Origin of the sequence: Paenibacillus sp. FSL R7-0026, assembly GCF_038004485.1 — a bacterium.
Taxonomy (GTDB): domain Bacteria; phylum Bacillota; class Bacilli; order Paenibacillales; family Paenibacillaceae; genus Paenibacillus; species Paenibacillus xylanexedens_A.
Map to the genome: position 1 here is coordinate 4,949,581 of NZ_JBBORG010000001.1, position 26,874 is coordinate 4,976,454.

Consider the following 26,874-nt stretch of genomic DNA (forward strand, 5'->3'; position numbering starts at 1 on the left):
ACGCATACATTCTTATATTTTAAAACAACAAGAGGTTGATTGAAAGCCATGGTTATGGCTCTCAATCAACCTCTTCATTGGTAATGCATTTAGCTGACAACTAATTCAAGAAATTATCTTGATTAAGTTACCCGCGACTACGTCCCATCGAACGGAAGATCAAGCTTACGATGGCTACAAGAACGATCGCACCAATCAATGCAGGTACAATGTAGAATCCGCCCATCTCAGGACCCATATCGCCCAAGATTACTCCACCTAACCATCCACCGATAAAACCAGCAATGATGTTACCAATAACACCACCTGGAATGTCACGACCAACGATCAAACCTGCCAACCATCCAATGATACCACCGATAATTAATGACCATAACCAACCCATATCATTCACCTCTAATTAAAGTTTTTGTTGTTGTCTGTCTACTATTAACCGCTACAGAAGCATTTAAACAATTGGCATAAAAATTTTTGCATATTACCTTTTGTCCCCATGCATCCTTCTCTGTAAAACAAGCCTTAGTCAGGTATGGAAACAGATCGCGTTACTTTCCGGCATCTCACCAGCTCAGGGCTGCGTTATGTACCTCCCGAAAGTCATTGTATGTTAGAGCAGACAAGGTTAGTATCACCAATTGAGGTAGGATTATTTATAAATTTGCGTCATATTATAGGATGGATGGGTTAGGTCTGATCAATAAAAGCCTGCACGGCCCTTACCTGGCTGCGCCAGCCAAGTATGTTTGTGGCTCTTGTCCAGCTCGCCACGCATCGACTGAATGACTTTCACAATGTCTGTCTGTCCATTCTGATGCCATTCCAGCGCAGCACTCACATACAACTCACCTAGCTGTGCAAGAGAAAACGTGTCGGTCAAACGAGCTGCTTCTATCGTGCCTTCTTCACCCGCAAATATGGTGAAGCCTCGTTGGCGCAAGTATTGCAAGCGCAGCGCTTCATCTGGCAACGGAATTTCATAAGCCCGGTCAAACCGTCCAGCACGGTTCATGAGGCCAGGATCTATTTTCTCCGGATAATTCGTTGTCCCAATCAGGAAAATGCCTTCTTTTGACGTAGCTCCATCCAGTGTATTCAGGAAAAAGGAACGGACTTCATCCGGCATCGAATCGATGTCCTCAATGATCAGTACCATCGGTGCGAGCCGCTTGGCAGCCTCGAACACTTCACGCACCGATTCACTGTTGGTATACTCCGTAATCTGCCAATACGCAGCCGGTCCCGGAATACTTCCTGCAATGGATTTCACCAATGTGGTCTTACCGTTTCCGGGATGTCCATACAATAAAATGCCCCGTTTGTACGGGATATCATAATCTCTGTAAAAGGAACGATCCGCTTCGAAAAACTGATCCAGCGAGCGGAAGATATCCTGCTTGATCTGTGCCGAAAGAACAACATCCTCTCTTCCCACGGAGCGAGTGATGGATTCCACATGACGATCGCTGCCATTGCGGGCATCGGTGTAGACCGTTACTTTTTTCATATTTTGCTGACGTTCCCGTTCCCGGACACTTCCCAGAAATTGCTTCATCTCCTCATCACCGACGGCAAAGACAAAGTCTTCACTGTAGATCCCGTTCTCTCGGAAAAACGGAACCCGCACAAGTGCTACGCCCCATTTCGGATAAGCAAATACGTTATTGCGAATGGAGTAATGCACACCATAAGTAGGCACATCTCCATCATCGTCGTAATGCAAGGTCTGAAGCTCCAGATCTTCGAATATACGGCCTACCAATTCCACTTCGTCACTGCCATTTTGCAGGTCTTCCCGGAGTAACTCCCAGTATTCATTGTTCGGGTCGGAACTGGCATAAAGCTTGTACTCAACTCCATAGCGCTGATGAAGTGCCTCACTGATTCCACGAATCAGCCTTGAATAGATAGCGTACCCTTCCACTCGAATCCGAGTATCATGTTGTTCGTCATAGGTATAGATCGCTTGAGTTGGATCTGTTTTTTGTTCGTTTATTGTCATTATTTCGCTCCCTTTACCGCTACAAGCGGTTTACATTTGGCTACAACTTGAGCCAGGCCTGCGCCGGTAACACTGTCTATAATTTCATCTACATTCTTATAAGCCTGAGGTGATTCATCAATAATGGATTCAAGTGAGCGTTGATTTACCACGACCTCATCTTCTGTACCCACACCCAGTGCCGTAGCAAAATCTTCCACGCTAATCAATCGTTTTGTTGCCGTCCGTGAACGGATTCGACCCGCACCATGACATATTGAATAATAATTATCAGCACCCTGCGGCTGACCTACCATGATATATGAAGCAGTTCCCATGGAACCGGGAATAAGCGCCGGATGCCCTGTTGCCAGATAAGGCTTTGGATTGTCCGGATGACCTGCCGGCAACGCACGTGTCGCCCCTTTGCGATGCACAAAAACGGAACCTTGGTCTGCGTGAGATTCTTCCCAGGCATAGTTATGCATCAGATCGTATAAGGTACGAAATTCACATTTGGAGCCAAACACATCCCGGAATGCTTCGCGAATAGCATACGCAATCAGGTGCCGATTGACAACAGCGTAATTCAATGCAGAATACATCATGTTCACATAATGACGACCTTCCGCATGCTCAAGTGGAGCAAATACCAGTCTGGGATCGGATGTACCCAGGTTAAGCCGCTGCATGACTTTGGCAATCGCTGACGTACTTGTCTGGCTTACATAACCACCCCATGCACGAGAGCCGGAATGAATCATGACCACGACCTGTCCATCGTATAACCCCCAAGCTTCGGCGATTTCACGATTCTCTTCAGCGATCTCAATCGCCTGGATCTCGGCAAAATGATTCCCTCCACCCAGTGTCCCAAGCTGACGATGCGAACGATGCCATGTCATATCAGGAACGTGATTTAACACATCCTCATCGTAACTGAATTTACTGCTTTCCACATGTGTCATCGAGGTTGATTTTTTCGGTGTATAGCTGTCCGGAATATACTTTTTGGGTAAACCATGCAGTCCTTTACGAACGATATGCTCCAGTCTGATATCCGAGTAATGACCTCGCTGGTTCGCCTCCATCGGCAATACTTTCTCAATGGCCTTGACGAGTTTGCGGCGAAGCTTGATGTCTTTCAATTCGTCCTTATGCAAGTTTGTCATATGCACTCGCATGCCACAGCCGATGTCACTGCCCACGATGGAGGGAGATACGTAGCCGCTCTGCGCATCCCACACGGCTGTCGTTCCAATGCAGGTACCTACACCGACATGCACGTCCGGTGTGTAACTCATATAAGAAATTCCCGGAATTTGCAGATTATTGTTTGCCATCTCGAATACCTTGTAATCGAGCGAGGAGAAGAGCTGTTGCGCCGCATATACGGTTAGGTCGCCTGCAGGCAATTTTACTTCATGCCGGTAGCCACCTGCGATTTCATTTGGATTAGTAAATAAATTAAATTCTGTATTCATAAAAGTGTATTATTCCTTCCTGTACATTCAGCAAATTCGGTTTGCTGATTCATCTGTAAAATAAAACTAAAAAAAGCCATAGGCTAATCGCCCATGACTTCTACTGAATGACAATAACGGAGAACAGAGCAGCATAAACATGCTGTGTGTCTGTCATCCATCGCTAAAATATAAGCGAAGAACGCATATCGATTATAAAAACCGCTAAACGATATGCCTATCCCCTATGTCGACCGTATGAGGCCAATGAAACGATGAGCCGGATATGCTATTGTGTCTACGTTGCGCCCTGTTTGAATCAAATCATAACCAAGCATCATGTCTCTCGGCCTCCCTTCGTTAATGTTAGTCTTATATTAAGGGGACTAGAATTCATGTGTCAACCCTTTTCTTGGAAATTGGTCCATGGTGTAGATTGCATATGTAAACAAAAACAGGAGATTGTCCTAGGGACAATCTCCTGTTTTCCAAATAATAATGATGTTGTTAGCGTAACATGATTATTACAGTCCTGCTTGTTTTTCCAACTCTTCAACCGGATTTTCGTCTTCTTTTTCAGGAACTTTGGAAGACAGGAACCAACCACATACCGCAATGGTGATCAGTACAATATAGAATCCGAATTTCCAAATTTTATTTTCCGGGAAATGCTCATCCAGAACACCCAATGAAGGGTGTGCGAGTGTAATAACTGCCAGCTTAACCCCTACCCAACCTACGATTACAAATGCCGCAACTTCAAGTCCTGGACGGGAATGAAGCAATTTCACAAAGTATGAGGCTGCAAAACGCATGATCACAAGCCCGATGAATCCACCGAGGAAGATAACGATAAACTGTCCACCGTCGAGTCCGCCAATTGGAGGCAATCCACTTGGTGGCAACGCCACGGCCAAAGCAACAGCAGCCAGAATGGAATCAACTGCAAATGCGATATCCGCTACTTCGACCTTGAAAACGGTCATCCAGAAACCGGATTGTTTTTTCGGTTTCTTAGGCGTTGAATCAGCTGCTTCATCTGTCTTATTGCGACTACCCAGTATCTTTTTAACGATATGGTTAATCGAAATGTACAGGAGATACAGGGCACCGATCGCTTGCACCTGCCATACATCAACGAGGAAAGAGATCAGGAACAACGAACCTAAACGGAAAACAAATGCACCCATCAGACCATAGAACAACGCTTTTTTGCGCTTATCTTCAGGCAAGTGTTTAACCATGATTGCGAGTACCAATGCATTATCTGCTGCGAGTAATCCTTCAAGGACCACTAAGACAGCAAGCACCCACCCATATTCTAATAATAATGAAACATCCAAAATTGACTCCTCCTTAATATTCTTATGATGTACAAAAAAAAGGACCTTTACCATCACTGGTAAGGTCCTTTTATATCCACAAAAAGAGACCTTTACCGAGCATGAAAACTTGGTAAAGGTCTCGCTAACAACAAAATTGCTGCCAATAAAGCCGGGGATATGATCCCGAATTGACGACTTTACTGTAAAAGCTACTCCCCTTTAACAGGAATATGTAGTTTTAGTTGGAACGGGTTGTTTAACCTGTACTCATCATATTTCATAACGTTAAATAAAGTCAAGCTTTATTTAGCTGACGATACAACTTACGGAATACGACAACATCGTAGATCATATTCCCCAGTGGAATGAAAGAAACAAAGAACAGAGCAATTGGACGGCGCAGACGCCATTTCTGTGAGGTGTACATAGTCACCATAAATAACAAATACATTAAAAACAAAAAACCGTACAGATTCCCAAACCATGTGACAGCCTGCGGCATAACCCCGGCATCTCTCAACGGAAAAGCAACAAACAGTAACAACACGTACGAAATGCCCTGCAACCACAACATTAGCCGGAAGCGCCCCAGCGTAGAATGTAACATTATTTTCCTCCTGCTTTTATACATGTAACGAATTCAATTGTTCCCGTACAGTATATCACAAAAGCTGAATATCTCGCTTAATGCCATGTAGCAGATTATTCCTGCACGCTTATATGGTTGGCTCACCTACCATTTCGCAGGAGCCAAATGCTTCAACTTCTCATAAGATATATGACGAAGATTGTTACAGATGTCGGACAAGAAGGAGCCGGATCATGAAAATAGCTATGGTTGCACCCGAGAAATTGCCTTTGCCCGGTAATGGTTCCGTGGAAATCTGTATCCTGGGCATCGCTCGTGAACTAGCCCATCGCCATCAGGTGACCATTATAAGTCGTCAAATGCAAGGTCTCGCCGCCACAGAACAGATCGACGGTATCACCATTCAACGCGTCCCTGCGTCGAGTCCTGTCATGTACACCAAAGCAGTCATACGTTTGTTATCCCAACAACCCTACGATGTAATTCAAGTGGATAACAGGCCACGCAGTATGGCTACCATCAAACGAGCTTTTCCACGCACTCCCGTTGTACTCTATCTTCACTCATTAACGTTTGCTCAGCCCGGGCCTTCCAAACTCACATTAATGAAAAAAGCTGATTGGATTGCCGTCAACAGTCATTCTTTGCGACAAAGGTTAGGCCGCAGATTTCCGTTGGTAAAACACCGAATGAGTGTTGTTCCATTGGGTGCAGATCTAAGCCGCTTCAGGCCTGTTGAATCCAGCGAAGAACAGATTCATCTACGTACACAATTTGGAGTAACTAAACCATTCTCTATTCTGTATGTCGGCAGGCTGATCCCTGGAAAAGGTGTAGACGTTTTAATTCGTGCGACTGCCCTCCTTCAGCAACAGATGCCTGTTCAACTGGTTGTTGCAGGCAAAGGACCTCCGTATTACATGCGTAAACTTCGCGAACTTGCCCAAAAACAAAAAGTCCATGTTTCCTTCCGTGGTCAGATAAACCATGAGCATATTGATCAGTTGTATCGGGCAGTCGATTGTCTGGTCTGTCCGTCTCAAGAACATGAAGCTTTTGGCCTGGTTAATGTTGAGGCGATGGCTTCAGGATTACCCGTCATTGCTTCGGATAACGGAGGTATTCGTGAGATTATTGAATCAGGTATCAATGGATACCTTGTCACCGCTTATAAGCGTCCCCAACGTTTCGCCTCTTACCTGTACAAACTTGCAAGCAATCACACTTTTGCCGAGAAGTTAGGGAAGGCTGGCCGAGACAGCGCAAGGGCATATTTCAGTTGGGCAAGAACAGCCATGCATCTGGAAGCGACCTATACCAGGCTCATCCGTAAATGAGCCTTCTTCTGCTAGGATGATCATTTTAACAAAAATGAACACACGCTTTAAGATGATCAAGCTTTTTCACGAAATTGCCATCCCTTAATCAAAGAATCCATCTGCGGAACAGGAACATGACTCATCTCAATTAACTCCATAATAACCATATCTCTCATCATGAATCGTACTTTGGCACACGTTAGTTGATGAAATACATCATAGAATGCCGTCCCGGTCCAACATCCATGAGGTACGACCAGTGGATCATTAACGATATAACCTACGGCTCCAATCGGGGGAATAACAACCTTAATTGCTTGATGATCCAAACGATTATCTGGATCTTTGACGAGATACACGGTATCCCCCACATGTAAAGCCTGTACTCCATGGTAGTGGTCCATCCCATACATAGCTGCGAATAATTTGGTGCTCATATTACCTGCTCCTTTTCCTGTATTTCTCCATGATTAAAATTTTCACAATGATACATCGGTTTCATAATGTTCCAACCACTCGACAAGTTGCCTGCGTATCTCTCTACGAAACTCACGAGGTTCAAGTACCTCTGCCTCGGGCCCAAATTGATACAACCATTTCAAAAATTCTCTGCTGCTATTCAGTGTCACTTCAAATAACAATCCCCCATCCGACATATTCGTCATTCGCGGGCGAACAAACATTTCTTCTTCTTTTATGTAGGGGGCCACTTTCTCAGAGAATCTTACCTTGAAATGAATATTTTCGTCGCCACGGTCAATAGACCATGTGTTCTTCATGTACTGAGTTATGTTGAAATCACCCATGTCGAAACCGGCATTTGTTCGTGTCACATCCAAAAAACGGCTGATCCGAAACAATCGAACTTTTTGCAGCAAATGGCAGTATCCAATCAAATAAAAACGTTGATCACGTGGAATGAGATAATAGGGATCGATATCCCGGACTGTGATCTCATTTCTTGTCAGCGTATGATATTGAGTACGAATGGTTTGCTGGCTTAGAATAGCTTCGATGATGGGAATCAGCAAATTAGGATCTTTTCCTTCCTCACGATAAGCTGGCGTGCCCATCCGAATAATTCCCGCAATATTCTCTACAATGTCACTGTTTCTTGATTTTAATTTGGTATGAGCCGACATGACCTTGTCAAAAGCTGAATCGAACTCAGCAGGTAACTTGGAGGTATCAACTACGGACGGAAGCATGGAGAAAACCATTGCTTCCTGTTCAGTAAAATCTAATGGATACATCGCAAACTCACCAATAAATCGGTAACCCTTGCCATATCCTTCATTCATAATCGGGGCGACCCTATCCAAAATCCGGAGATCACGATAAATCGTGCGTACAGTCGTACCGCATTTCAGCGCCAACTCCTTGGCCGAAATTCCAGGATTTGCTTGTATAGCCTGAAGTATACGCAGCAGACGAATTAATTTCTCTGTCATGTAGTTTCTCCCCTTCGATATTTTATCGGCAAGGAAAACTAGTTCCTTTAGTACAGAACTAAATCTTTAGTCCCAATATTATTTTCGCAATTTCACCATTTTTGTATAGTCCAATTGCACTCTTACCCCCTTTTAATATACATTCTCTTACTTGCTTGCGTAAAACATTAACCTAAAAGACCTTAAACCTAAGCCTGAAAGCCTATACAATTTTCTAAAAATAATACAAAAAAAGCCCTGATCTCTACAAAGAGACAAGGCTTTTCTCGGAATTACTAGTTATGCAACTGTAATAATTGATTCATCACATTCGCCATATGCTCACAGAGTTCAGCAATGTCCCCCATCTGGTCTTCATTCACACTGCGGTCAAAATAAACGTGAGCCGTGACGTTATACATGATTGGCTGTTCATCAAAGATATATCGGATGTTCTGGCACATCCTCTGCTCAGGCCAGCTCTTCTGTAAGATCGGACGAATAACCGGGCACTGTTTCTCAGGGTCCTTCACAACCATACTAAAACGTAGTTCCAAGCGGCAACCCGGATTCGCACCAGGCGTCTCTAGGATCTCCGCTGCAAGCTCCTCAAGGGAACTGCTTAATACAACTTCCCCTGTTACTTCCGGGCGATCCCTAAGACAGAACTGTAATGTGAACTCTCTGGACATCACTGCCATCTCCAGCCGATCTTTACGCCCTGTAATCTGAATACGTTCGTCCAGGTTATCCATATCATAGAGATAATTCTCAAACCCGACTTTCAGATTGTCATACACCGTTGGGTCAAACATTGAAATAAACCCACTTTCTTTTCCTTTGACTTCATCTGCACTGGTTCTCATCACTTGATCAAGCCTATGTTCAGGTTTATTGTAGTATATTCTCACTTTCCATGCACTTTTTCCGCAGCGTCCAGCAGCTCCGACCGTTGTTACCCCTCTGGTGGATTATTCGCTCTCTCCAGAGTTGCGTCGGATGGCAGTACGTTTAGCTTCGGTTTAACCAGCGGCTGGCCAGCCGCTGACTTGCTCCTTTGGTGCCCGAAGCTTTATTTTGCTTCGATGGTCTTTCTCTGCCATTGTCATTCTCTATATTCTTTTGGGTGGGAATTACACATTAATCGTTATTTGTTCAGTTGCTGCTCCGCCAGTACTTTGAGAAAATGAAAGATTCGGAGGCATCACCTCATCGGGGAACGGACTAACGTATGACTCTCCGTCCAGCCTTTCCTTCAGTTCAGCCTTTGCCATCTCGATGAGCACAGGATCGAGCAGCGCTGCAATGGCAGTGCACGCCATCGCCTTCCCCGCGAGCAGCATGCCTTTGTGGGCATAGCCGCTTTTGCCCTGCGCAACGGTCTGCCAGGCATGGATTGGCGTCGCGTAAGCCCAGGTCGCCGTGCCGCATTGCGCAGTTGGCACATTCCAACTGACGTCTCCAACGTCCGTCGACGCCGGCATAACGCGCATTGTCTCCATAAGTGGAGCAACGAAGCTCGCAAGAGGGCTAGCCGAAAGCATGTCATGAACCCCCTTGCCATTTTGCCGCGATGCACTCGTCTTATCCTCATCCGGGATCACAGCAAAGATCTCTTGGGCAAAGGCCAATTCATCCTCCGTATACACGGGAAGCTCCAGCCCACTAAGGAACTCGTGCATTTTGCCTTCCAGGGTCGCATTCGGAATGAGATTGGACGCTCCACCTTCATAGTGATATGACATCTTGGTTCCCGTCATCAGAGCCGCTCCACGAGCAACATCGAGAACCCGTTCGAACAGGTCAGCCACCTGGGAGGACTTCGGCGCCCTAACCAAATAATTCACTTCTGCTTCCGCCTGAACAACATTGGGTGCGAAGCCGCCTGTATTCGTCACGGCATAGTGGATTCGGGCATCCGAAATCATATGCTCACGCAAGTAGTTCACTCCCACGTTCATCAGCTCGACTGCGTCCAGCGCGCTTCGTCCGAGATGGGGCGTGGCTGCCGCGTGGGCACTGCGGCCTGCGAATTTGAAGTGCACATGTAGATTGGCAAGAGAGGACATATGCATGACAACGTTCATCGTGGCAGGATGCCAGCAAAAAGCGACGTCGACATCCTGAAACAAGCCTGATCTGGCCATGTAGGCTTTACCGGATCCACTCTCTTCAGCCGGACAGCCATAGTAGCGAACCGTGCCGGAGATTTGATGCTCCTGCAAATAATTCTTGACCGCAAAGGCAGCCGCAAGAGATCCTGCTCCGAGCAAATTATGCCCGCATCCATGTCCATTTGTCCCTGGCACAACAGGATTGAATACCGCTGCCCCCGCTTGCTGGCTAAGGCTGGCCAAGGCGTCAAACTCACCAAGAATTGCAATGATCGGGGAACCGTTCCCGAAGCTGCCTATAAAGCCAGTGGCGAGTCCGGCAACGCCTCTCTCAACGGAAAACCCTTCACGTTCCAATTCCTTGCAGAGCAAATCTGCTGACTCAAACTCTTCGAATCGCGTCTCAGCGAAGCCCCAGATCGAGTCACTTACATCAATAAATAAATCTCTCTTCCCTTCGATATACGCAGTAACCTCTTCAATGATCTTCTCATTCATGCTAAACACCTCTCTCCTTCATTTTGGCTAATCTTCATTATTCACAGGCAAAGGATGCAACAGATGCAGTACATACTTTGAGTACCGGCTATCGGTCAATCAAATGCGAAGCAGGCAACGGCATGATCGTGACCTTTGAGCTCCGGCTCAAATTCGCGACAGATTGCTTTGGCGATCGGACAGCGCGTATGGAAACGACAGCCACCTGGCGGGCGAACCGGATTTGGCACATCCCCTTGGATGATAATCCGCTTCTGCAAACGAAGCCTGGGATCTGTTACCGGATTTGCACTTAGCAAGGCGTTCGTATAGGGATGCTTCGGCACCCTGAACAGTTTCTCCCGGCTCGCAATCTCCACGATCTTTCCCAGATACATAACCGCTATTCGATCACTGATATAGCGGACGGCGCCGAGACCGTGTCCGATGAATAGATAAGCGAGCCCCTCCTCCTTCTGGAGCTTTTTCAGGAGATTCAGAATCTGTGCCTGGATAGAGACGTCAAGAGCGGAAACAGGCTCGTCACACACGATCAGCCTGGGGTTTAGGGACAAAGCTCTCGCAATGCCAATTCGCTGTCGCTGTCCTCCTGAAAATTCATAAGGATAACGACTTTTGTCTTCTTTCGAAATTCCGACTGTTTCAAGCAGCATATCCACCCGATCCCGAACAGACGAACGGCTCTCGAGTCGGTGCGCTAGCAGAGGCTCTGCCAGAATATCACTGATCCTCATCTGGGGGTTAAGCGAGGAGTATGGGTCTTGGAAAATCACCCCTATGCTCGCCCGGGTTCGGCGAAGTTCCCTCTTGCCGAGTTCTGCCAATTCCCGGCCCGCATAGAGAACCCTTCCTTCATAAGGAGTCTCTAGTTGAAGCAGCGTGCGACCGACACTCGACTTACCACAGCCCGATTCTCCGACGAGACCGAGCGTTTCTCCTTCGCGAATCGAGAAGCTGACTCCGTCGACCGCCTTGACGTATTCTGTGACCTGAGAGAAAATGCCCTGCCGGATCGGATAATAGGTCTTGAGACTTTCTACGCTCAGCAAAGGTGGTCTCTCCTTTTTCAAACCTGGCATCTACAGCTCCTCCCTGAACCGAAGCTAGTCGTTATTCGATCATGGATTGAACGTCCACTTGGCGACATTGTTCGTCAGGCCGACTGTACTGGTCTCAAGGCCTTTGCCAAGGTCTAGATTTTTGGCCGCAGCATACATTTGCTTGTCAGCGAACAGAGCGATAACCGGAACATCGTCGTGCAGGATTTGCTGAACCTGCTTATAAATCTCGAAACGCTTGGATGGCTCCAGCTCCTCCGCTCCTTGGACCAGCAGCTCGTCGACTTCGGCGCTCGAATAGTCTGCGATATTGAAGCTGACTCCTGTCTTGAACAGCCCTAGCACGGAGTTCGGATCGAGAATGAATCCGAGATTAATTATCGTCAAGTCGTAATCGTGCTTAAGTGCTCTTTGATAGGTTGTCGGAAAATCAAGCTTTGTCACTTGTACCTTCAGACCGACTGCTTTCAGATTCTCCGCAATGATGTCAGAAGCTTGTTCACGGATCTTGTTACCTGTCGGAACGACGAATTCAATCGTCTGATTGAAGTCCCAGCCCGCTTCCTCCAACAGTGCTTTCGCTTTCTCCGGATCGTAGCCATACAGTGGTATTTCCTTATTGTAGTAAGGGTGGTTTTGGCCGAGCATGCCATCCACGAGTTCGCCTTGCCCTTTGAGCAATTGATCTACAATAAGCTGGCGGTTCATGGCATAAGCGATTGCTTGCCGCACTTTTGAATCCGGGAACTTCTTCGAATTGATGAACATAATGTTCGGATTGTTCGCATCGCCGTAGCCCGTAGTCACATTCGCCATATTGGCTACCTTGTCAAAATCCTGCACCGGAATAAGACCTACACCCGGAGAAGTCAACTGTATGTCCCCTGTCTGGAGCTGCGCTGCCAGATTTGTCGCCGGCATCATCTTGATGTAAATATTCTTGATATTTGGCGCACCTTCGTAATATTGCTCGTTCGCGGTCAGCTGAACGTACTGGTCCTTGGCGAATTTGACGAACTTGTAGGCCCCGTTGGTGACCGTAGGATTCATCATAAATTCATTTTTGTTCAGGTCCACCGGGGCTACATCTTTCAACATATGCTCTGGCAAAAAGCGGAAGTACGTGCCGAATTGACTCTTGAATTGATTCGTCTCCATCGGGTTTTTCGTTTTGATAACAAAAGTGTAATCATCAACCTTCTCATAAAATCCCAGCTCCGTTTGCCCATCCTCTCTCTTACCGGCTTCGTTCAGTCCAGTGACAAACGTCATGTTGAGGAGTGTCTTCACGTTAACGTCCGTGAACATCCGGAATGTGAACTCAACGTCGTCCGCCGTGAACGATTCCCCGTCACTCCACTTAGCATTCTTGTTCAGCTTGATGGTGAAGTTCCGGTTGTCCGTCGTTTCGATTGATTCAGCAAGCTTCGGATCGAATCCATATTCGCTGTTCATCGCAACAAGCGTATCGCTCATCAACGAGTTAACGAAAACACCTGCATTGTCCAGATTGAAGACATCGAATGTTGTCACCGGATTCACAAGACCGATATAAAGAGGCTGACCGGAGCCTCCGGAAGCAGAAGCGCTCTCGCCATCCGATCCCGGAGACGTTGTTTTATTGCTGCCAGAATTCGAACCGCAGGCCGCGACCAATACCATTAATAATGTCAGTACTCCGCAAATCCAAACTTTACGCACCCTTTTCATCTGATCTCCTCCACCTGATTATCTTTTTGAATGCCATATTTGAGAGATGCATTGTGGTTTATTGTTTAGGGTCGAGTGCGTCGCGCAGCCCGTCACCTACGAAGTTGATGGCGAGCACCGTCACCAGAATCATGATTCCGGGAGGCAGCCAAAGCCAGGGCTGGTCGGTCATGACGCTAATGGATTGAGCGTCCGTCAGCATATTGCCCCAACTGGCGGTCGGCGGCTGTACGCCCATGCCTAGGAAACTCAGCCCTGACTCCGCCATGATTGCCGCCGCAACACCAAAGGTCGCATTTACGATGATCGGTGCCAGCGCGTTCGGCAGGATGTGACGGAAGACAATGCGCGGCGTACTGAGCCCCAGGGCGACTACGGCTTTAATGTAATCCATTTGCTTGAGCGTCAATACACTCCCCCGGACAAGTCGGGCGATGGACGGCCAGGAAAACAGAGCAAGAACAAGTACGAGCGTCCAAAGCGTTGGTCCAAGCACACTAACGACAACGAGAATAACCATCATGTAGGGGAATGCCATAAACATATCGGTAATTCTCATGACCATCATGTCGACCCAGCCACCAACATAAGCAGACCAAAGACCGATGATCGTTCCGAACGTCACATACAGAGCGACCGTTCCGAACCCAACCGTGACAGCGACTCTCGTCGCGTATAGCAGACGGGACAGCACGTCCCTTCCCACCTGGTCAGTTCCAAGCCAATGGGAAGATGAAGGCGCGGCAGAAAATTCGGCGGTTACCGCATAAGGGCTATGCGGGGAGAGCCACGGGGCAAAGATGGCGATGAGGATAAGCAGCAAGGTAACGACAAGACCGGCGACGGCCAGCCGATGTTTCAGGAAACGCCGGGCCATTTGCCGGAAGACACCCTCGGGCTCTTCTTGTTGAATGGGAAGAATGACTCCTCCGGCGACTGGGGTTTGTACAGCAGACATCGAGTCCGCCTCCTCTCATTCGTGTTCGTTTCACAGCAATAAGCCTTAATTTAATGATATTGGATGCGAGGATCGGCTACCGAGTAGAAAATATCCGTGAGCAGATTGGCGGCCAGCACAATGATGGCAGCGACCAGATTAAGGCCCATGATGGTGGAATAGTCGCGGGACATGATCGATTGGATGGTCAACTGACCGATGCCCGGCCATTGAAACAACTGCTCAACAATGACGGCTCCCCCGAAGAGCATCGGGATTTCCATTCCGACGACGGTAATGATCGGAATCAGAGCGTTGCGTAGCGCATGCTTGTTGGTGACATAAAACTCTTTGAGCCCCTTGGCTCGCGCTGTTCGCAGGTAATCCTGCTTCAGTACATCCAGCATGCTGGCCCGGATATAACGCACTTTGCGTCCCGCAATACCGACGGCTAGTGCTATGGAAGGAAGTACTAAATGACTGATTCGGTCGCCTAACCCTCCTCCTCCACCAAGATCCTCCGTTCCGCCGACGGGAAGCCAGCCCAGTTGAACAGCGAAAATATAAATGCACACGAGACCAAGGAAAAACTGGGGAATCGAGGTTCCGACAAACGATAGTCCAGTCATGAGATAGTCAAATTTCGAGTTTTGCCGGACAGCGCTCATAATACCGATCGGCAGCGCGATCAAAAGGCCAATAAGCAGAGCACAGATGCCGAGCAGCACCGTCTGCCCCAGACGCTCACCGATGAGCGAAATTACGGATTCGCTTGTGCTGAAAGAGTATCCGAGATTGCCGGACAGCAGTTGCCCTAGCCATTTGAAATATTGAATGATGATCGGATCGTTCAATCCAAGCTGCTCCTTACGCAGCTCAAGCAGCTCCGGAGGTGTGTCCGGTGTCATGTACATGTCGATCGGGTTACCCGGCGCAAGGTTGATGATGACAAAATTGATAATCGTAATACCAAACAAGACGGGAATCGCAATCAGAATGCGGCGAATGACGTAAGTAAACATGCTCTCTCTCCTCTCTTGCGATTTATCCTGTAGTCAATGGATAATGACAAGCCGCTGCGTGTTCTCCTCCTTGCAGAAGAGGCTCCTCCTCCTTGCACTTTGCTTGAACGAACGGACAACGGGTATGAAACCGGCAGCCTGACGGCGGACTAGCGGGACTTGGCACATCTCCCTGAAGAACGATTCGCTCCTGTCCGCGCTTGCGGGGATCCGGTACCGGATAAGCATTGAGCAAAGCTTGGGTATACGGATGGCGCGGACTCGCAAAGATCCGTTCCTTCGTTCCGATCTCAACCACCTTGCCAAGGTACATAACAGCGATGCGGGTACTGATGTACTTAACCGCCCCTAGACCATGAGCGATGAACAAATAGGTGAGTCCGAGCTCCCGCTGCAGCTCCTTCAACAGGTTCAAGATCTGTGCCTGAATGGAGACGTCGAGCGCGGATACTGGCTCATCGCACACAATGAGTTTCGGGTTCATGGAGAGTGCGCGGGCGATGCCGATGCGTTGCCGCTGGCCGCCTGAGAATTCATGAGGGAATCTCTGCTTGTAACTGCGGGGAATGCCAACCGTATCCAGAAGGGTATCTATTCTTGCCTCTAGCTCTGCTCCACTGGCCAGACCATGCACCCGCATCGGCTCGGCCAGCAGCTCCTGCACCCGCATCCGGGGATTAAGAGAGGAGTAGGGGTCCTGAAAAATCATCTGCATTTTCGTTCGTTCCCCGCGGAGGTCCGACATTTTGCTTGTCGTAATTTCTTGCCCTTCGAACCAGATTCGGCCGGCCGTTGGATTCTCGAGTCGAATGATGCTCCGGCCGATGGTCGACTTGCCACAACCCGACTCCCCAACAAGTCCTAGCGTCTCTCCTTGGTACAGCTCCAGCGAAATGTCGTCCACTGCTTTGACATTCCCGACTGTACGGGATAACAATCCTCGTTTGATGGGGTAGTACGTCTTTAAGCCTTTGATTTTAAGCAGAGGTTCTCGGGCCACTCTGCGTTCCGCAAGCGTCATATGACCCCCTCCTCTCGCGTCTTCCAGGCACCGGGATCCTGTGACATCCAGCAGCGCACTTGATGTCCCTCCTGAACCGGAAGCAGCTTCGGCGCTTCGGAAAGACATTTCCCTGCGGCAAACTCGCAGCGAGTATGGAATCGGCAGCCCTTCGGCATGTTGGTAAGTGGAGGCACCGCACCCGGGATGGAGGTCAGCATCTCATCGGCATCAGTTTCAATGTGGGGAATGGATCTCATCAATCCTTGCGTGTAAGGATGAAGCGGCTTCTCAAACAGGGTAAACACGTCCGTTTCCTCGACCACCTGACCGGCGTACATGACCACAACCTTGTCCGCCATCTCCGCAACAACGCCGAGATCATGGGTGATGAGCATGATCGAGGCACCCATCTCTTCGCGGAGCTCCTTCATCAGATTCAGAATCTGTGCCTGAATCGTCACGTCCAGTGCGGTCGTAGGCTCATCGGCGATGAGTAGCTTCGGCTTACAGGAAAGTGCCATTGCGATCATCACCCGCTGTCTCATTCCCCCGGATAGAGAGTGTGGGTAGCTCTTCATAATCGCTTCAGGACGGGGGATGCCGACCTTTTCAAGCATTTCGACTGCGTATCTTTCAGCAGCCTTGCCTCTCAATTCGGTATGTAGCCGGATGGCTTCCGTCAATTGATTCCCAATAGTGAACACTGGATTGAGTGAGGTCATCGGTTCCTGAAAGATCATCGCAATATCTCCGCCGCGAATCAGGCGCAACTCGGCCTCAGGCAGCTTCGCGAGATCCTTGTCCATGAACCGTATTTCCCCCTCCCTGATGCTGCCGTTCTTGCCGAGCAGCCTCATGATCGAGAGAGAAGTGACACTCTTACCGCAGCCCGATTCGCCGACGATACCGATGGTTTCCCCCTTCTCCAGCTTAAGGCTGACCCGGTCCACCGAAGTGACTTCCCCTTTTTCCGTTTTGAAAACGGTCCTTACGTCCTTAAGCTCTAGTAGCATGCGCAGCCCCTCCTTTGCCTCAATATTTGGTATGCCGCTAAGCAGTTTAATGTTATGTTTATTGACATATAAAAAACATCCTAAAATCCTATTATGAAGTCACCTGTGAAATCCCACACTTTTTCCTCTTTTTTCTTGGGGAAAACTACATATTTTTCATAGGACACTTATGCTATATTTCAAATATAAGATTTATTTTCTTGCGAACGCCCCCTAACATTTCAATCATGTATCTCTTCTTGTAACTTTATTTAACTTCAATATGACGATTAATTAAAGACACTTTACATTAGCTTTTGGAATCATTTCTTGGCATCCATGCCTCCGTAAGACCAGAAAGGTATCAAATTTTAAGAATTAATAAAAAAAGAAGGGAGTGTGGGCCGTGTACAATCTTCTAATCACCGATGACGAGAGCGAAATTCGCAACGGTCTAAGTAACTATTTCCCATGGCATGAATTCGGTTATCAAGTTGTCGGGCAAGCGTGCGACGGTGAGGCTGCACTCGCCTTTATCCAGGAGCAGCCTGTGGATGTGCTTCTCTGTGACATCCGCATGCCCTCCTTGTCGGGCATTGATGTAGCAGAACGGCTATATCGACAAGGCTCGGAGGTCAAGGTTGTTCTTCTAAGCGGCTTCAAGGAATTCGAATACGCGCAGTTGGCCGTACAGTATGGAGTCAAGAGATATTTGACAAAACCTACTAAATACACGGAAATCGCCGAAGTGTTCGGACATCTCCGAAGCGAAATGGACAATGCAAAAATGCCTGCCCCTCCCCTCTCTGCATCAACCGCAGAGAGCGGCCTGGCGGACCAGACCATCGAGAAGGTTAAGATTTACTTGCAGGATAACTTGTCCGCCGCCACCCTGGAGAACGCCGCAAAGCATGTTTTTCTTAACCCCTTCTATTTAAGCAAATACTTCAAGACCAAGACCGGCGAGAACTTCTCGGATTATGTGACGAAGCTTCGCATGCAACATGCGGCCGTACTTCTGAAGACTACCTACTGCAAGACGTACGAGATCAGCGAAATCGTCGGGTACAGTAACGCAAAGAATTTCACGCGAATGTTCCGGAGCTTTTTCGGCATGACTCCCAGAGAATATCGGAACGAGGAATAACTTATGATCACGACCACCGTCCGCTTTTTCATCAAGAACCTGTTGACCTTCCTATTGCCCATGCTGATCCCTCTCCTCGTTCTCGGTGCTCTGTCCGCCTTCCTGATTCAGCAGTACGTCGTTCACGGAATTAACAACAACAACATGAACATGCTTAAGCAGACCAAGGAGAACATTGAACTTCTGTTCAATGAACAGAACTCCCTGAACCTGCATATCATCGCCAGCACGACCCAGTTCATGAACCTCAAGGGTATGCTGAACAAGCCCCTGCCATCGGCAGAGGATTACCAACAACTGGCGGTCTTAAAAAATTTTATCGATTCACCCTCCATTGCCAGCCCCTATATTGATTCCATCTATATTTTTCTAAATAACGACAACCAGCGCTACATTTCATCCGTTACCGGAGGCTTCATCGAGCTTGGAGAGGATCCAGACCACTTATGGTACGACAGCTATCTAAAGCATGAGCATCACGAAGCAATCTGGACGGAAAGCCGGGCGGTTCCGCGCTATAATCTGAACGAAGAGATTGAATATGCAGATGTCATTACCATGTATCGCAATTTCAAGGTGTCAGATGACACTCGCGGTGTTATCGTCCTTAATATCAAACGGGAGTATATTGAACGCAGATTGAACGATCTCTCTACAGCAAAAGGGCAACTGCTCGCCGTTGTCGATCAACAGGGCTCTGTTATATTCCGCAATAACGCCCGGTACGAGCTAAGTCCCGAGGAATTGGAACAGGTTATTTCAAGTAAAAGCAACTTTATTACGACACAAACTCCGAATGACGAGGCCTTGATCAATATGATTTACTCCAAGACCTATGACTGGGTATTCATCTCCGTCACTCCAAAGCAAACCCTGTACACCGCGCTTAATCGCCTGCTTCGCATCGGGGCTGTGCTGATGATCATGGCGTTGCTCGCAGCGCTTCTGCTAGCCTTTCATTTGACGAAGAAGAATTATTTGGACCTTAAGATCATCATGTCCATTCTCGGCGCAGCAGAACAAGGAAAGCCGCTCCCTTTACACCGCACAAAGGGTAACAGCGTTCACAGCCAAATCATCCGCAGTTTGCTTCAAAATTTTATCGAGCACAACTATATGCGCGTTCAACTTTCAGAGAGCCAGTATAAAACGCAAGCCGCCCAGTTCGCCGCCCTACAATCGCAGCTCAACCCTCATTTTCTCTATAATACGCTGGAGACGATACATTGGAAGGCAGCAGGTTATACAGAAGGGCCGAATGAGCTAACGAGCATCGTGGAGCATTTGTCCGATATTCTGCGGTACTCCCTGGACGGGCAAAATGGACTTGTGCCGCTTAACGTGGAGATCGCCAATACGAAGAGCTACACAGCGATACAGAAAACAAGATATGGGGAGCGATTTTACATTTGGTGGGAGTATGACGCGGAGCTAGAGAAGTACCATGTGCCCAAGCTGATCTTCCAGCCATTGATCGAGAACAGCCTACAGCATGGCTTGAGTCGTTCGGATCAGAAGCTGGCAGTCAAGATCAAGATTCAGCGTTGTGGCAATTCCCTCCGCTTGGCCATCATTGACAACGGCAACGGTATATCGGAGGAGCGAATGGTCGAGCTTCGCACGAGGTTGTTTAGTGATTCGACGGATGCAAACCACATCGGCCTTATTAATACACAGAGAAGAATTCAGCTTGCTTACGGTCATAAAAGTGAGCTTCGCATCAAGAGCAAGCCCGGCTGGGGAACGCTAATTTACATTACGCTTCCAATCAGTTAGTTCGTGGATTGGTGGCTGGGGTGTTACAATATTTTTCACATGTTTTTCACTTCCAGATGTTTGTCCTGGAAATTTAAAAAGCCCAGTCACTAGGACTGGGCTTCGGCTAAGCATGGGATCTGATAAGATCCCTGAGCTTCGCTTATTCTTCTGTAGCTTTTTCTTCAGCTGCCGGTTCAGCTTCCTCAGCAGAAGCTGTTGGCTCTTCCTCAGCCGCTTGTGGCGGCATGACGGACGCAATGATGGACTCAGGTGATGTTATGAGTGTCAAACCTTTGTCCAGTTTGATATCCGCAGCAGTCAAGCGATCGCCAATATCCAATCCGCTGACATCCACCTCAATGGACGTTGGCAGATCTGCAGGCAATCCTTCTACTTCCAGCTGTGTCTCCTGTGTCTGGAATACACCGCCAGCTTTCGAGCCGGCCGCTGTACCCTGGAAGTCGATCGATACACTTACGCTGATCGGCTTGTTCTTGGAAATTTGCAGGAAGTCTACATGCAGCAAACGTCCGTTACGCTCTTGCTGATCCTTGATCAGCACCGGAACCGTTTTACCGCCCTCAACATTCAGGTTGAACATTTCGGAGCGGCCTGTGCGTGCCACTTTCAGCATTTCTTTTTCATCTACATGTATTGAAGCACCTTCAAGTCCCGGGCCGTAAACGACTGCGGGAACTCGTCCGCCTTGTCTTAACAGGCGCAGTGCTGCACCTTTCTTTTCCGTTCTTGGCGTTGCTGTAAGTTGAGCCATTTTTCCGTTGGATTTCATGATTGAACATCCTCCTTCAAGGGATCACTACATTATATTTGTTGGAAAGCGCTGAGGCTTATCTCATAGACCATAATGGTCTTTTTTCCTTTGGCCGAATCGTGGGCCATATCTATATTTACCCCAATGATAGAGGATCTCAAACACGAAACAGGACAATTAATTATTTTTTGGCAAGTTATGCGGCTTATAATCAGACCAAAAAAGCAGTCGGAATCTCTTCCAACTGCTGATTTAACAAGGTTTTGACGAACTACGTTCGACGTTATAAATTAAGAAACTATGCGCTATCACGATCCTCCGTTTTTTCGCTTTCACGAATGATCTGCATCTCGTCTGATCCGCTACGGACAATAATGTGCACATCCCCATCTTCAGGTACAATGTCCACGTAACGGTCTCCGCACGTATCTTTAGCTTCCCATTCGTTCAATCGAATGATCAATCCCAGATGATGCAGACCCGGAGCAACGCGGAAGCGGGCTTCGGCGACATTTCCGACTTGTTCCAGCCGTACTGCTCCGTCCTCCATACCTGTGCCCCATACCCAGACATCCCAACCTTCATAATGTTGGTCTTCCCGTTCGTATCGAAGCGTGACGGTTCGCGAAATCTGTTTATGAATCGTCACCGCAAGCGTTGCCCGGATTCCTCCAGCTTCAGCAATAATATGGGTTACACCAGGTGTCATCGCACGTACGATCCCTGCTGCACTCACCGCTGCAAGTTCTGGATGAGAAGAGCTCCAGCGTATATTCGAATCCTGAAGCGGCTGACCAAATTGATCCAGAGCCAAGGCACGGAAGCGACTGATTCGAGTCATGTACATGACAGGTTCGCCCACAATTTCAATTCGTTCAGCATGACGATAATCCACTTGTAACATACAGCTTGCCGTTATGTCCCCACAGTGGACTGTAATCGAAGATTCCCCCCGTTCCAGTGCATGGATTGTTCCATCAGGCTGGATCTGAATAATATCCGGATGAGAAGAAGTCCAGGTAACTGGAGCTTTTTCGACCACATTGCCAATGCTGTCCCGTACGATCGCTCGCAGTTGAGTGGTCTCCTGTGGACTATATACCTGGCGAGGAAAACTAATCTCCACTGTTGATGGTTCAGCGCCTCCAGCATGCTCTGTATCATACAGTACCATTAAAGACCATCGTTCTACCTGAGCAGTACCACGAACAGTCTCGATCACGTCTGTGCCAGCCTGATGATCATTGACTACGACATGCCAGTCCCCTTCACCCAGGTCGACATGCTGTTGGTGCTCCGTTCCGTTATAGATGACCATAATCTGATTCCAGGTGTCCTTATTCGCACCATCATGAAGTATAAAGGCAACTACATTGCCATCCGCACGAATAACACGTAGGTGATTTCGTACCTGTTCAGCATCAATCATACGAAAAGCGGGATGTGTGCGCCGCAAATGAATAAGACCACGATAGTAGTCGAACACCGGTCTGAAGCGTGATTTGTTGGCCCATGTGATGGCGTTCACCGCATCCCCGCTCCGATAACTGTTATGATCACCGGCTTTGGATCTGAGCATCTCATCCCCTGAATGCAGAAACGGAATTCCCTGAGAAGTAAGCAGAATGCCGGAAGACAGTAAAGAGCGACGAACCATCTCATGATTCAAAACATCATCTGCATCCACATATCGATAAGGATCTGCAGCTTTTACAGCGGACTCAGCACTCCCACCACCCACGGGCTGTCCGTCCTTCCATACGGGAAATCCTAATTCATGCCTAAGGTTCATTGTTGTCGCAATTTTATCCCACAGATTGAGATTGTCATGGGCAGTTACATAATTGACAACTTCCACAGGTGAAGATGTGAAATCATCCAATGCTCCTGCCAATCCCCTAATAAGCTCATATTCCTGCCCTCCGGCACCCGTGACAAACCCTCTGCCACTGCCATCACTATCACCCTTGATTGCACTGCGAAAATGATCATTAAATACTGCAAACCCCTGACCTCGCTGGGTTCCTTTTAATGTTTTACGGTCCAAAGGTGAGTCTCCACCCATCCAGGGTTCCCCATAGATCAGAAACGCCGGATCGATCTGCTCCCGCAATTCACGTGTCAATTCATTCATCGTTTCCGTATCAATCAGGGCCATAAGGTCAAAACGAAATCCGTCCACATGATATTCTTCTGCCCAATATCGGAGAGAATCCAGAATATATTTTCGCACCATTGGACGTTCTGTCGCCAATTCATTGCCTACACCAGAACCATTACTGAGGGTGCCATCCTCCCGATAACGGTAATAATAGCCTGGTACAATCCGTTCAAAAGGTCCCTCTTCCACGCTATACGTGTGATTATAGACAACATCAAGTACAACGCGAATGCCTTGTCTGTGCAGCGATTGAACGAGAGTTTTGAGCTCCCGAATTCGAACTGCAGGATCACGAGGGTCGGTAGCGTAGGAACCTTCGGGAACGTTATAATGCTGGGGATCATACCCCCAGTTGTATGGTGCTCTGACATTTGAACCCACATCTGCTGTAGCGAGTTCATTCACCGTCTGATAATCCGCCACAGGCAGAAGATGTACATGAGTGACTCCCAGTTCGGCAAGATGGTCTACGCCAATACTATTGCCTGCTCTATCCGTCAGACCGGATGCCGTGAATGCCAGATATTTTCCCTTATACGGAATATCTGCATGTGGGTCCGAGGAGAAATCACGGACATGCAACTCATATAACACGGCATCGACAGGACGCAGAAAAGCAGGTTTGACATCCAGGTCCCAATCAACCGGATTGGTGGTCTCTGGATCTATAATAGCCGTTCGTTGCCCATTAGCCGTTACCGCTCTGGCATAAGGATCAACAACCACTTCAATCCGCTGATCATCATGGATAATGCGGTACATATAATAATGTCCTGCCCAATCGCCGCTGAGCTTCAGGCTCCATATTCCGTCCGCATCGCGCGTCAGAGTATGTTCCTGTCCACCTTCATGATCTTGTACTTTGCCACTATCGTTGTAATGACCTTCATCGTCAAAAACCAATATATAAACCCGTTGTGCCGTAGGTGCCCACAATTTAAAAGTACTTGCAGCACGAGTATATGTTAAGCCAAGATCGTTGCCTTCGTAACGAAAAGAAGTCCATTCCGGCATCGTTCCCACCGCCTTTATATCCATTGTTTTCGTGTTGTCCCGATGTTACGGAGCGGGACGTGATTTGTCAACCCGGGGTTGTCTGTACTCATCATATCGGTCCAATTTGCGTATTCAATTAGCAATCGCTTTCAAAATATAGATATGTAAACAAGCGCCATAGATTGACAGCATTTGTACCTGTCCCGACAAAAAAAGTTTGAAATATACAAGAATAAATTGCAGGATGTCATTGGGTTGAGATTAAAATGCACCAACAGGTGCACAACATAAAAAAGGTGGACATATGACGATATATAGTCCTGTGACCAAGGCAATGGTTTCTGACGCATCAACAAATCCCCCTTTCTTACGGGAAAGGGGGATTTGTTTTATCTCAATTTATTTGATTAAATTCGATTGATTGGATATCTTGAACGTGTCCTTGTTAACGATTTTACTAATGGTTTGTTGGTACCCTTCAATTCTTGGCAAGCATTGCGTTCATTAGGAATTGGAATACATCACCGTAAGGGATATCGCATTCACATGTACCTGACCATCCTGTATGGTGCGTATCGTATTAACGTCTGCTTGTCCTTTTTCTACAATCACATTCCATGTCCCTGTGGGAACAGCGATGTCACGGTTTTCTTTTGCCGCGTTGTATATGACAACAATACGTTCCCATGAATCGCTGGTTGCTGTACCGTTCAGTTCATAGGCTAGCAGCCCATTACCTTTTTCGATTAGACGAACATGCTTCTCGATCTCTTCCCGGGTACGAAGCCGAAAGGCTGGATGTTCTCGCCGAAGACGGATCAGCCCACGATAATAATCAAATACCGGCTTGAACAGCTTCTTCTGTTCCCAATGTATGGCATTGACCATGTCTCCACTCTGGTGGCTGTTGGCGTCCCCATATTTGCTGCGAAGCAGCTCATCTCCAGCCGCGATCAGGGGAACACCCTGGGAGGTTAGAACGATACCATTGGCAAGCAGACAACGCCTAACCGTCTCATTCTCCAGAATGTGTTTCGGATCAATCTGCAGGTAAGGCTTAGCCTTCTCTACGGCCTCTTCCGCACTCTGGCATCCACGAATACTTCCATCCTCGTCATAGGTGAGGAAATTCAAGGTATCATGTAGTCCTTGTGTACGTGCGACTTTGTCCCACAGGTTGAGATTATCGTGCACTGTTACATAGTTAATCGTCTCGGATGGACCATCCGTAAAATCCTGAATGGCTCCCCGGACGCCAGTCCACAATTCGTCTTCTTTCCCGTGCGCGCCCGTCGCAAATCCCGTCCCCATGCCATCGCTGTCTCCCTTGATCACTCCACGGAAATTATCGTTAAACACAGCAAAACCCGCTCCGCGCTGCGTTCCTTTAAGGGTCATATCATCCCCAAGCGGCGAATCCAGTGCGCCCCATGGTTCACCATATAACAATATGGAAGGTGACACTTCGGTGTGCAATTCCGCTGCAAGCTGTTTCATCGTAGTTGTGTCGATCAGGCCCATCAGATCAAAGCGAAAACCGTCCACATGGTACTCCTCTGCCCAGTAACGGACCGAGTCGATGATAAACTTGCGAACCATGGTGCGTTCAGTAGCCACCTCATTGCCCGTACCTGAACCATTGCTGTAGGTCCCATCGGCGTTTTGACGATAGTAGTACCCTGGTACAAGTTTTTCAAAAGAGCTGCCTGCCGTATCAAACATATGATTATATACCACATCCATAATGACACCTATTCCCTTGTTATGAAGGGCCAGCACCATTGATTTGAACTCACGAATTCGTGTCTCCGGATCATCTGCACGTGATGCATAGGACCCTTCCGGGACATTGTAATGAAGTGGATCATATCCCCAGTTATAGTTGGAGGCATCAGACGTATCACCATCCACCCTGGATTCATCCACCGTCGCAAAATCAAATACAGGCAGCAGATGAACATGGGTAATCCCGAGTTCAACCAAATGATCGATCCCCAGTGTGTTGCCCTCCGAATCACGCAGACCCGTCTCGGTAAAAGCCAAGTATTTGCCTTTATTCGTTATACCCGATGATGGATGAATGGAAAAATCACGTACATGCAGTTCGTACAGGACTGCATCTACAGGACTGGTCAATTCCGGGCGAATATCATCTCTCCATCCCTTCGGATGTGTCTGCTCCAGTCTGACAATTACACCCATTTCTCCATTCATGGTCACTGCTCGGGCGTATGGATCTACAGCAGTAGTTGAATGTCCATCTTCAAAAGTAGGCTTGTACATGTAACGGTAGCTGTTTAAATCACCCTCCAGTTCCAGAACCCAGATGCCTTGTTCTTTCTTTTGCATAGGTAACGCCTGCTGTTTCCGTTGATTGGGCTCTTCCTCCGGGCTCCCCCCTGTCAAAGGTGGGTACAGAAGTAGTTCCATCTGAACGGCGAACGGTGACCAGACTTTGAAGCGACAGGACTGTGCTTCTAATGTGACACCTAAATCTCTTCCTTTGTATGTATCTTCTGAAATCAATAGTTCCTGCTTATCCTCTTCAATCATGTGTGTTGTTCCCCTCTCGTTGAGAAAATTGATGAATATGGATGGTACG

21 protein-coding genes are annotated in these 26,874 nt (G+C 47.9%); 3 read left to right on the forward strand and 18 right to left on the reverse strand.

Annotation, left to right across the window (positions count from 1 at the left end; translation table 11 throughout):
• Positions 1 to 127 precede the first annotated feature (127 nt).
• The 5 genes from MKY44_RS21675 to MKY44_RS21695 all read right to left on the reverse strand — a co-directional run bounded on the left by MKY44_RS21675 (position 128) and on the right by MKY44_RS21695 (position 5,373).
• Positions 128 to 385 carry a GlsB/YeaQ/YmgE family stress response membrane protein gene (locus MKY44_RS21675; RefSeq protein ID WP_017686880.1) on the reverse strand — a complete coding sequence of 86 codons (258 nt, stop codon included), beginning with the start codon at positions 383 to 385 and terminating at the stop codon, positions 128 to 130.
• A 309-nt stretch (positions 386 to 694) separates the two neighbouring features.
• The gene (locus tag MKY44_RS21680) at positions 695 to 1,999 is read right to left on the reverse strand and encodes an ATP-binding protein (RefSeq protein ID WP_341008558.1); all 1,305 of its coding nucleotides are present in this window, start codon (positions 1,997 to 1,999) and stop codon (positions 695 to 697) included.
• On the reverse strand, positions 1,999 to 3,462 hold the full coding sequence (locus tag MKY44_RS21685; RefSeq protein WP_341008559.1) for an RtcB family protein: 1,464 nt from the start codon (positions 3,460 to 3,462) through the stop codon (positions 1,999 to 2,001). Before MKY44_RS21685 ends, MKY44_RS21680 begins: the two co-directional genes overlap by 1 nt.
• A gap of 503 nt (positions 3,463 to 3,965) precedes the next feature.
• Positions 3,966 to 4,784 (reverse strand): TerC family protein, encoded by an 819-nt coding sequence (locus MKY44_RS21690; RefSeq protein ID WP_036617064.1) that lies wholly within the window; start codon positions 4,782 to 4,784, stop codon positions 3,966 to 3,968.
• A 277-nt stretch (positions 4,785 to 5,061) separates the two neighbouring features.
• The gene (locus tag MKY44_RS21695; protein WP_036617062.1) at positions 5,062 to 5,373 is read right to left on the reverse strand and encodes a DUF3817 domain-containing protein; all 312 of its coding nucleotides are present in this window, start codon (positions 5,371 to 5,373) and stop codon (positions 5,062 to 5,064) included.
• 215 nt (positions 5,374 to 5,588) lie between these two features.
• On the opposite strand from MKY44_RS21695, the gene MKY44_RS21700 reads away from it, so the two are divergent.
• Positions 5,589 to 6,692: a glycosyltransferase family 4 protein gene (locus tag MKY44_RS21700; RefSeq protein WP_341008560.1), complete on the forward strand. Its 1,104-nt coding sequence runs from the start codon at positions 5,589 to 5,591 to the stop codon at positions 6,690 to 6,692.
• A 56-nt stretch (positions 6,693 to 6,748) separates the two neighbouring features.
• On the opposite strand, the gene MKY44_RS21705 is transcribed toward MKY44_RS21700, so the two are convergent.
• The 10 genes from MKY44_RS21705 to MKY44_RS21750 form a co-directional block, all read right to left on the reverse strand.
• On the reverse strand, positions 6,749 to 7,111 hold the full coding sequence (locus tag MKY44_RS21705) for an HIRAN domain-containing protein (RefSeq protein WP_341008561.1): 363 nt from the start codon (positions 7,109 to 7,111) through the stop codon (positions 6,749 to 6,751).
• 42 nt (positions 7,112 to 7,153) lie between these two features.
• Positions 7,154 to 8,125, reverse strand: a complete 972-nt coding sequence (locus MKY44_RS21710; protein WP_341008562.1) for a helix-turn-helix transcriptional regulator — start codon at positions 8,123 to 8,125, stop codon at positions 7,154 to 7,156.
• 275 nt (positions 8,126 to 8,400) lie between these two features.
• Positions 8,401 to 8,970, reverse strand: coding sequence for a hypothetical protein (locus MKY44_RS21715; RefSeq protein ID WP_341008563.1), 570 nt, complete (start codon positions 8,968 to 8,970; stop codon positions 8,401 to 8,403).
• Between the two features lie 267 nt (positions 8,971 to 9,237).
• Entirely contained in the window at positions 9,238 to 10,716 is a 1,479-nt protein-coding gene (locus MKY44_RS21720) for a M20 family metallopeptidase (protein WP_341008564.1), read from the reverse strand.
• Between the two features lie 95 nt (positions 10,717 to 10,811).
• The gene (locus tag MKY44_RS21725) at positions 10,812 to 11,795 is read right to left on the reverse strand and encodes an ABC transporter ATP-binding protein (protein ID WP_341008565.1); all 984 of its coding nucleotides are present in this window, start codon (positions 11,793 to 11,795) and stop codon (positions 10,812 to 10,814) included.
• A 39-nt stretch (positions 11,796 to 11,834) separates the two neighbouring features.
• The gene (locus MKY44_RS21730) at positions 11,835 to 13,484 is read right to left on the reverse strand and encodes an ABC transporter substrate-binding protein (protein ID WP_341008566.1); all 1,650 of its coding nucleotides are present in this window, start codon (positions 13,482 to 13,484) and stop codon (positions 11,835 to 11,837) included.
• Between the two features lie 58 nt (positions 13,485 to 13,542).
• On the reverse strand, positions 13,543 to 14,442 hold the full coding sequence (gene opp4C, locus MKY44_RS21735; RefSeq protein ID WP_341008567.1) for an oligopeptide ABC transporter permease: 900 nt from the start codon (positions 14,440 to 14,442) through the stop codon (positions 13,543 to 13,545).
• Positions 14,443 to 14,492: 50 nt separating this feature from the next.
• The gene (locus MKY44_RS21740) at positions 14,493 to 15,443 is read right to left on the reverse strand and encodes an ABC transporter permease (protein WP_253440055.1); all 951 of its coding nucleotides are present in this window, start codon (positions 15,441 to 15,443) and stop codon (positions 14,493 to 14,495) included.
• A gap of 22 nt (positions 15,444 to 15,465) precedes the next feature.
• A complete protein-coding gene (locus tag MKY44_RS21745; RefSeq protein WP_341008568.1) occupies positions 15,466 to 16,464 on the reverse strand; it encodes an ABC transporter ATP-binding protein in 999 nt (332 codons plus the stop codon).
• A complete protein-coding gene (locus MKY44_RS21750) occupies positions 16,461 to 17,465 on the reverse strand; it encodes an ABC transporter ATP-binding protein (RefSeq protein WP_340967403.1) in 1,005 nt (334 codons plus the stop codon). Before MKY44_RS21750 ends, MKY44_RS21745 begins: the two co-directional genes overlap by 4 nt.
• A 379-nt stretch (positions 17,466 to 17,844) precedes the next feature.
• Between MKY44_RS21750 and MKY44_RS21755 the strand changes: the two genes are divergently transcribed.
• Positions 17,845 to 18,585, forward strand: a complete 741-nt coding sequence (locus tag MKY44_RS21755) for a response regulator transcription factor (protein WP_339789517.1) — start codon at positions 17,845 to 17,847, stop codon at positions 18,583 to 18,585.
• 3 nt (positions 18,586 to 18,588) lie between these two features.
• On the forward strand, positions 18,589 to 20,361 hold the full coding sequence (locus MKY44_RS21760; RefSeq protein ID WP_341008569.1) for a sensor histidine kinase: 1,773 nt from the start codon (positions 18,589 to 18,591) through the stop codon (positions 20,359 to 20,361).
• Between the two features lie 142 nt (positions 20,362 to 20,503).
• On the opposite strand, the gene MKY44_RS21765 is transcribed toward MKY44_RS21760, so the two are convergent.
• From MKY44_RS21765 to pulA (MKY44_RS21775), 3 genes are all read right to left on the reverse strand, one after another.
• Complete coding sequence (locus MKY44_RS21765) at positions 20,504 to 21,133, reverse strand: 50S ribosomal protein L25 (RefSeq protein ID WP_076212356.1); 630 nt, start codon at positions 21,131 to 21,133, stop codon at positions 20,504 to 20,506.
• A gap of 280 nt (positions 21,134 to 21,413) precedes the next feature.
• Positions 21,414 to 24,290, reverse strand: a complete 2,877-nt coding sequence (gene pulA, locus MKY44_RS21770) for a type I pullulanase (protein WP_341008570.1) — start codon at positions 24,288 to 24,290, stop codon at positions 21,414 to 21,416.
• A 486-nt stretch (positions 24,291 to 24,776) separates the two neighbouring features.
• Positions 24,777 to 26,825 carry a type I pullulanase gene (gene pulA, locus MKY44_RS21775; RefSeq protein ID WP_341008571.1) on the reverse strand — a complete coding sequence of 683 codons (2,049 nt, stop codon included), beginning with the start codon at positions 26,823 to 26,825 and terminating at the stop codon, positions 24,777 to 24,779.
• Between the last annotated feature and the right edge of the window lie 49 nt (positions 26,826 to 26,874).

Bases quoted from the DNA above. Each gene is read 5' to 3' on its own strand.
- MKY44_RS21675 (WP_017686880.1), bottom strand. From the start codon at position 385: ATGGGTTGGTTATGGTCATTAATTATCGGTGGTATCATTGGATGGTTG.
- MKY44_RS21680 (WP_341008558.1), bottom strand. From the start codon at position 1,999: ATGACAATAAACGAACAAAAAACAGATCCAACTCAAGCGATCTATACC.
- MKY44_RS21685 (WP_341008559.1), bottom strand. From the start codon at position 3,462: ATGAATACAGAATTTAATTTATTTACTAATCCAAATGAAATCGCAGGT.
- MKY44_RS21695 (WP_036617062.1), bottom strand. From the start codon at position 5,373: ATGTTACATTCTACGCTGGGGCGCTTCCGGCTAATGTTGTGGTTGCAG.
- MKY44_RS21700 (WP_341008560.1), top strand. From the start codon at position 5,589: ATGAAAATAGCTATGGTTGCACCCGAGAAATTGCCTTTGCCCGGTAAT.
- MKY44_RS21705 (WP_341008561.1), bottom strand. From the start codon at position 7,111: ATGAGCACCAAATTATTCGCAGCTATGTATGGGATGGACCACTACCAT.
- MKY44_RS21710 (WP_341008562.1), bottom strand. From the start codon at position 8,125: ATGACAGAGAAATTAATTCGTCTGCTGCGTATACTTCAGGCTATACAA.
- MKY44_RS21715 (WP_341008563.1), bottom strand. From the start codon at position 8,970: ATGAGAACCAGTGCAGATGAAGTCAAAGGAAAAGAAAGTGGGTTTATT.
- MKY44_RS21720 (WP_341008564.1), bottom strand. From the start codon at position 10,716: ATGAATGAGAAGATCATTGAAGAGGTTACTGCGTATATCGAAGGGAAG.
- MKY44_RS21725 (WP_341008565.1), bottom strand. From the start codon at position 11,795: ATGCCAGGTTTGAAAAAGGAGAGACCACCTTTGCTGAGCGTAGAAAGT.
- MKY44_RS21730 (WP_341008566.1), bottom strand. From the start codon at position 13,484: ATGAAAAGGGTGCGTAAAGTTTGGATTTGCGGAGTACTGACATTATTA.
- opp4C (WP_341008567.1), bottom strand. From the start codon at position 14,442: ATGTCTGCTGTACAAACCCCAGTCGCCGGAGGAGTCATTCTTCCCATT.
- MKY44_RS21740 (WP_253440055.1), bottom strand. From the start codon at position 15,443: ATGTTTACTTACGTCATTCGCCGCATTCTGATTGCGATTCCCGTCTTG.
- MKY44_RS21745 (WP_341008568.1), bottom strand. From the start codon at position 16,464: ATGACGCTTGCGGAACGCAGAGTGGCCCGAGAACCTCTGCTTAAAATC.
- MKY44_RS21760 (WP_341008569.1), top strand. From the start codon at position 18,589: ATGATCACGACCACCGTCCGCTTTTTCATCAAGAACCTGTTGACCTTC.
- MKY44_RS21765 (WP_076212356.1), bottom strand. From the start codon at position 21,133: ATGAAATCCAACGGAAAAATGGCTCAACTTACAGCAACGCCAAGAACG.
- pulA (WP_341008570.1), bottom strand. From the start codon at position 24,290: ATGCCGGAATGGACTTCTTTTCGTTACGAAGGCAACGATCTTGGCTTA.
- pulA (WP_341008571.1), bottom strand. From the start codon at position 26,825: ATGATTGAAGAGGATAAGCAGGAACTATTGATTTCAGAAGATACATAC.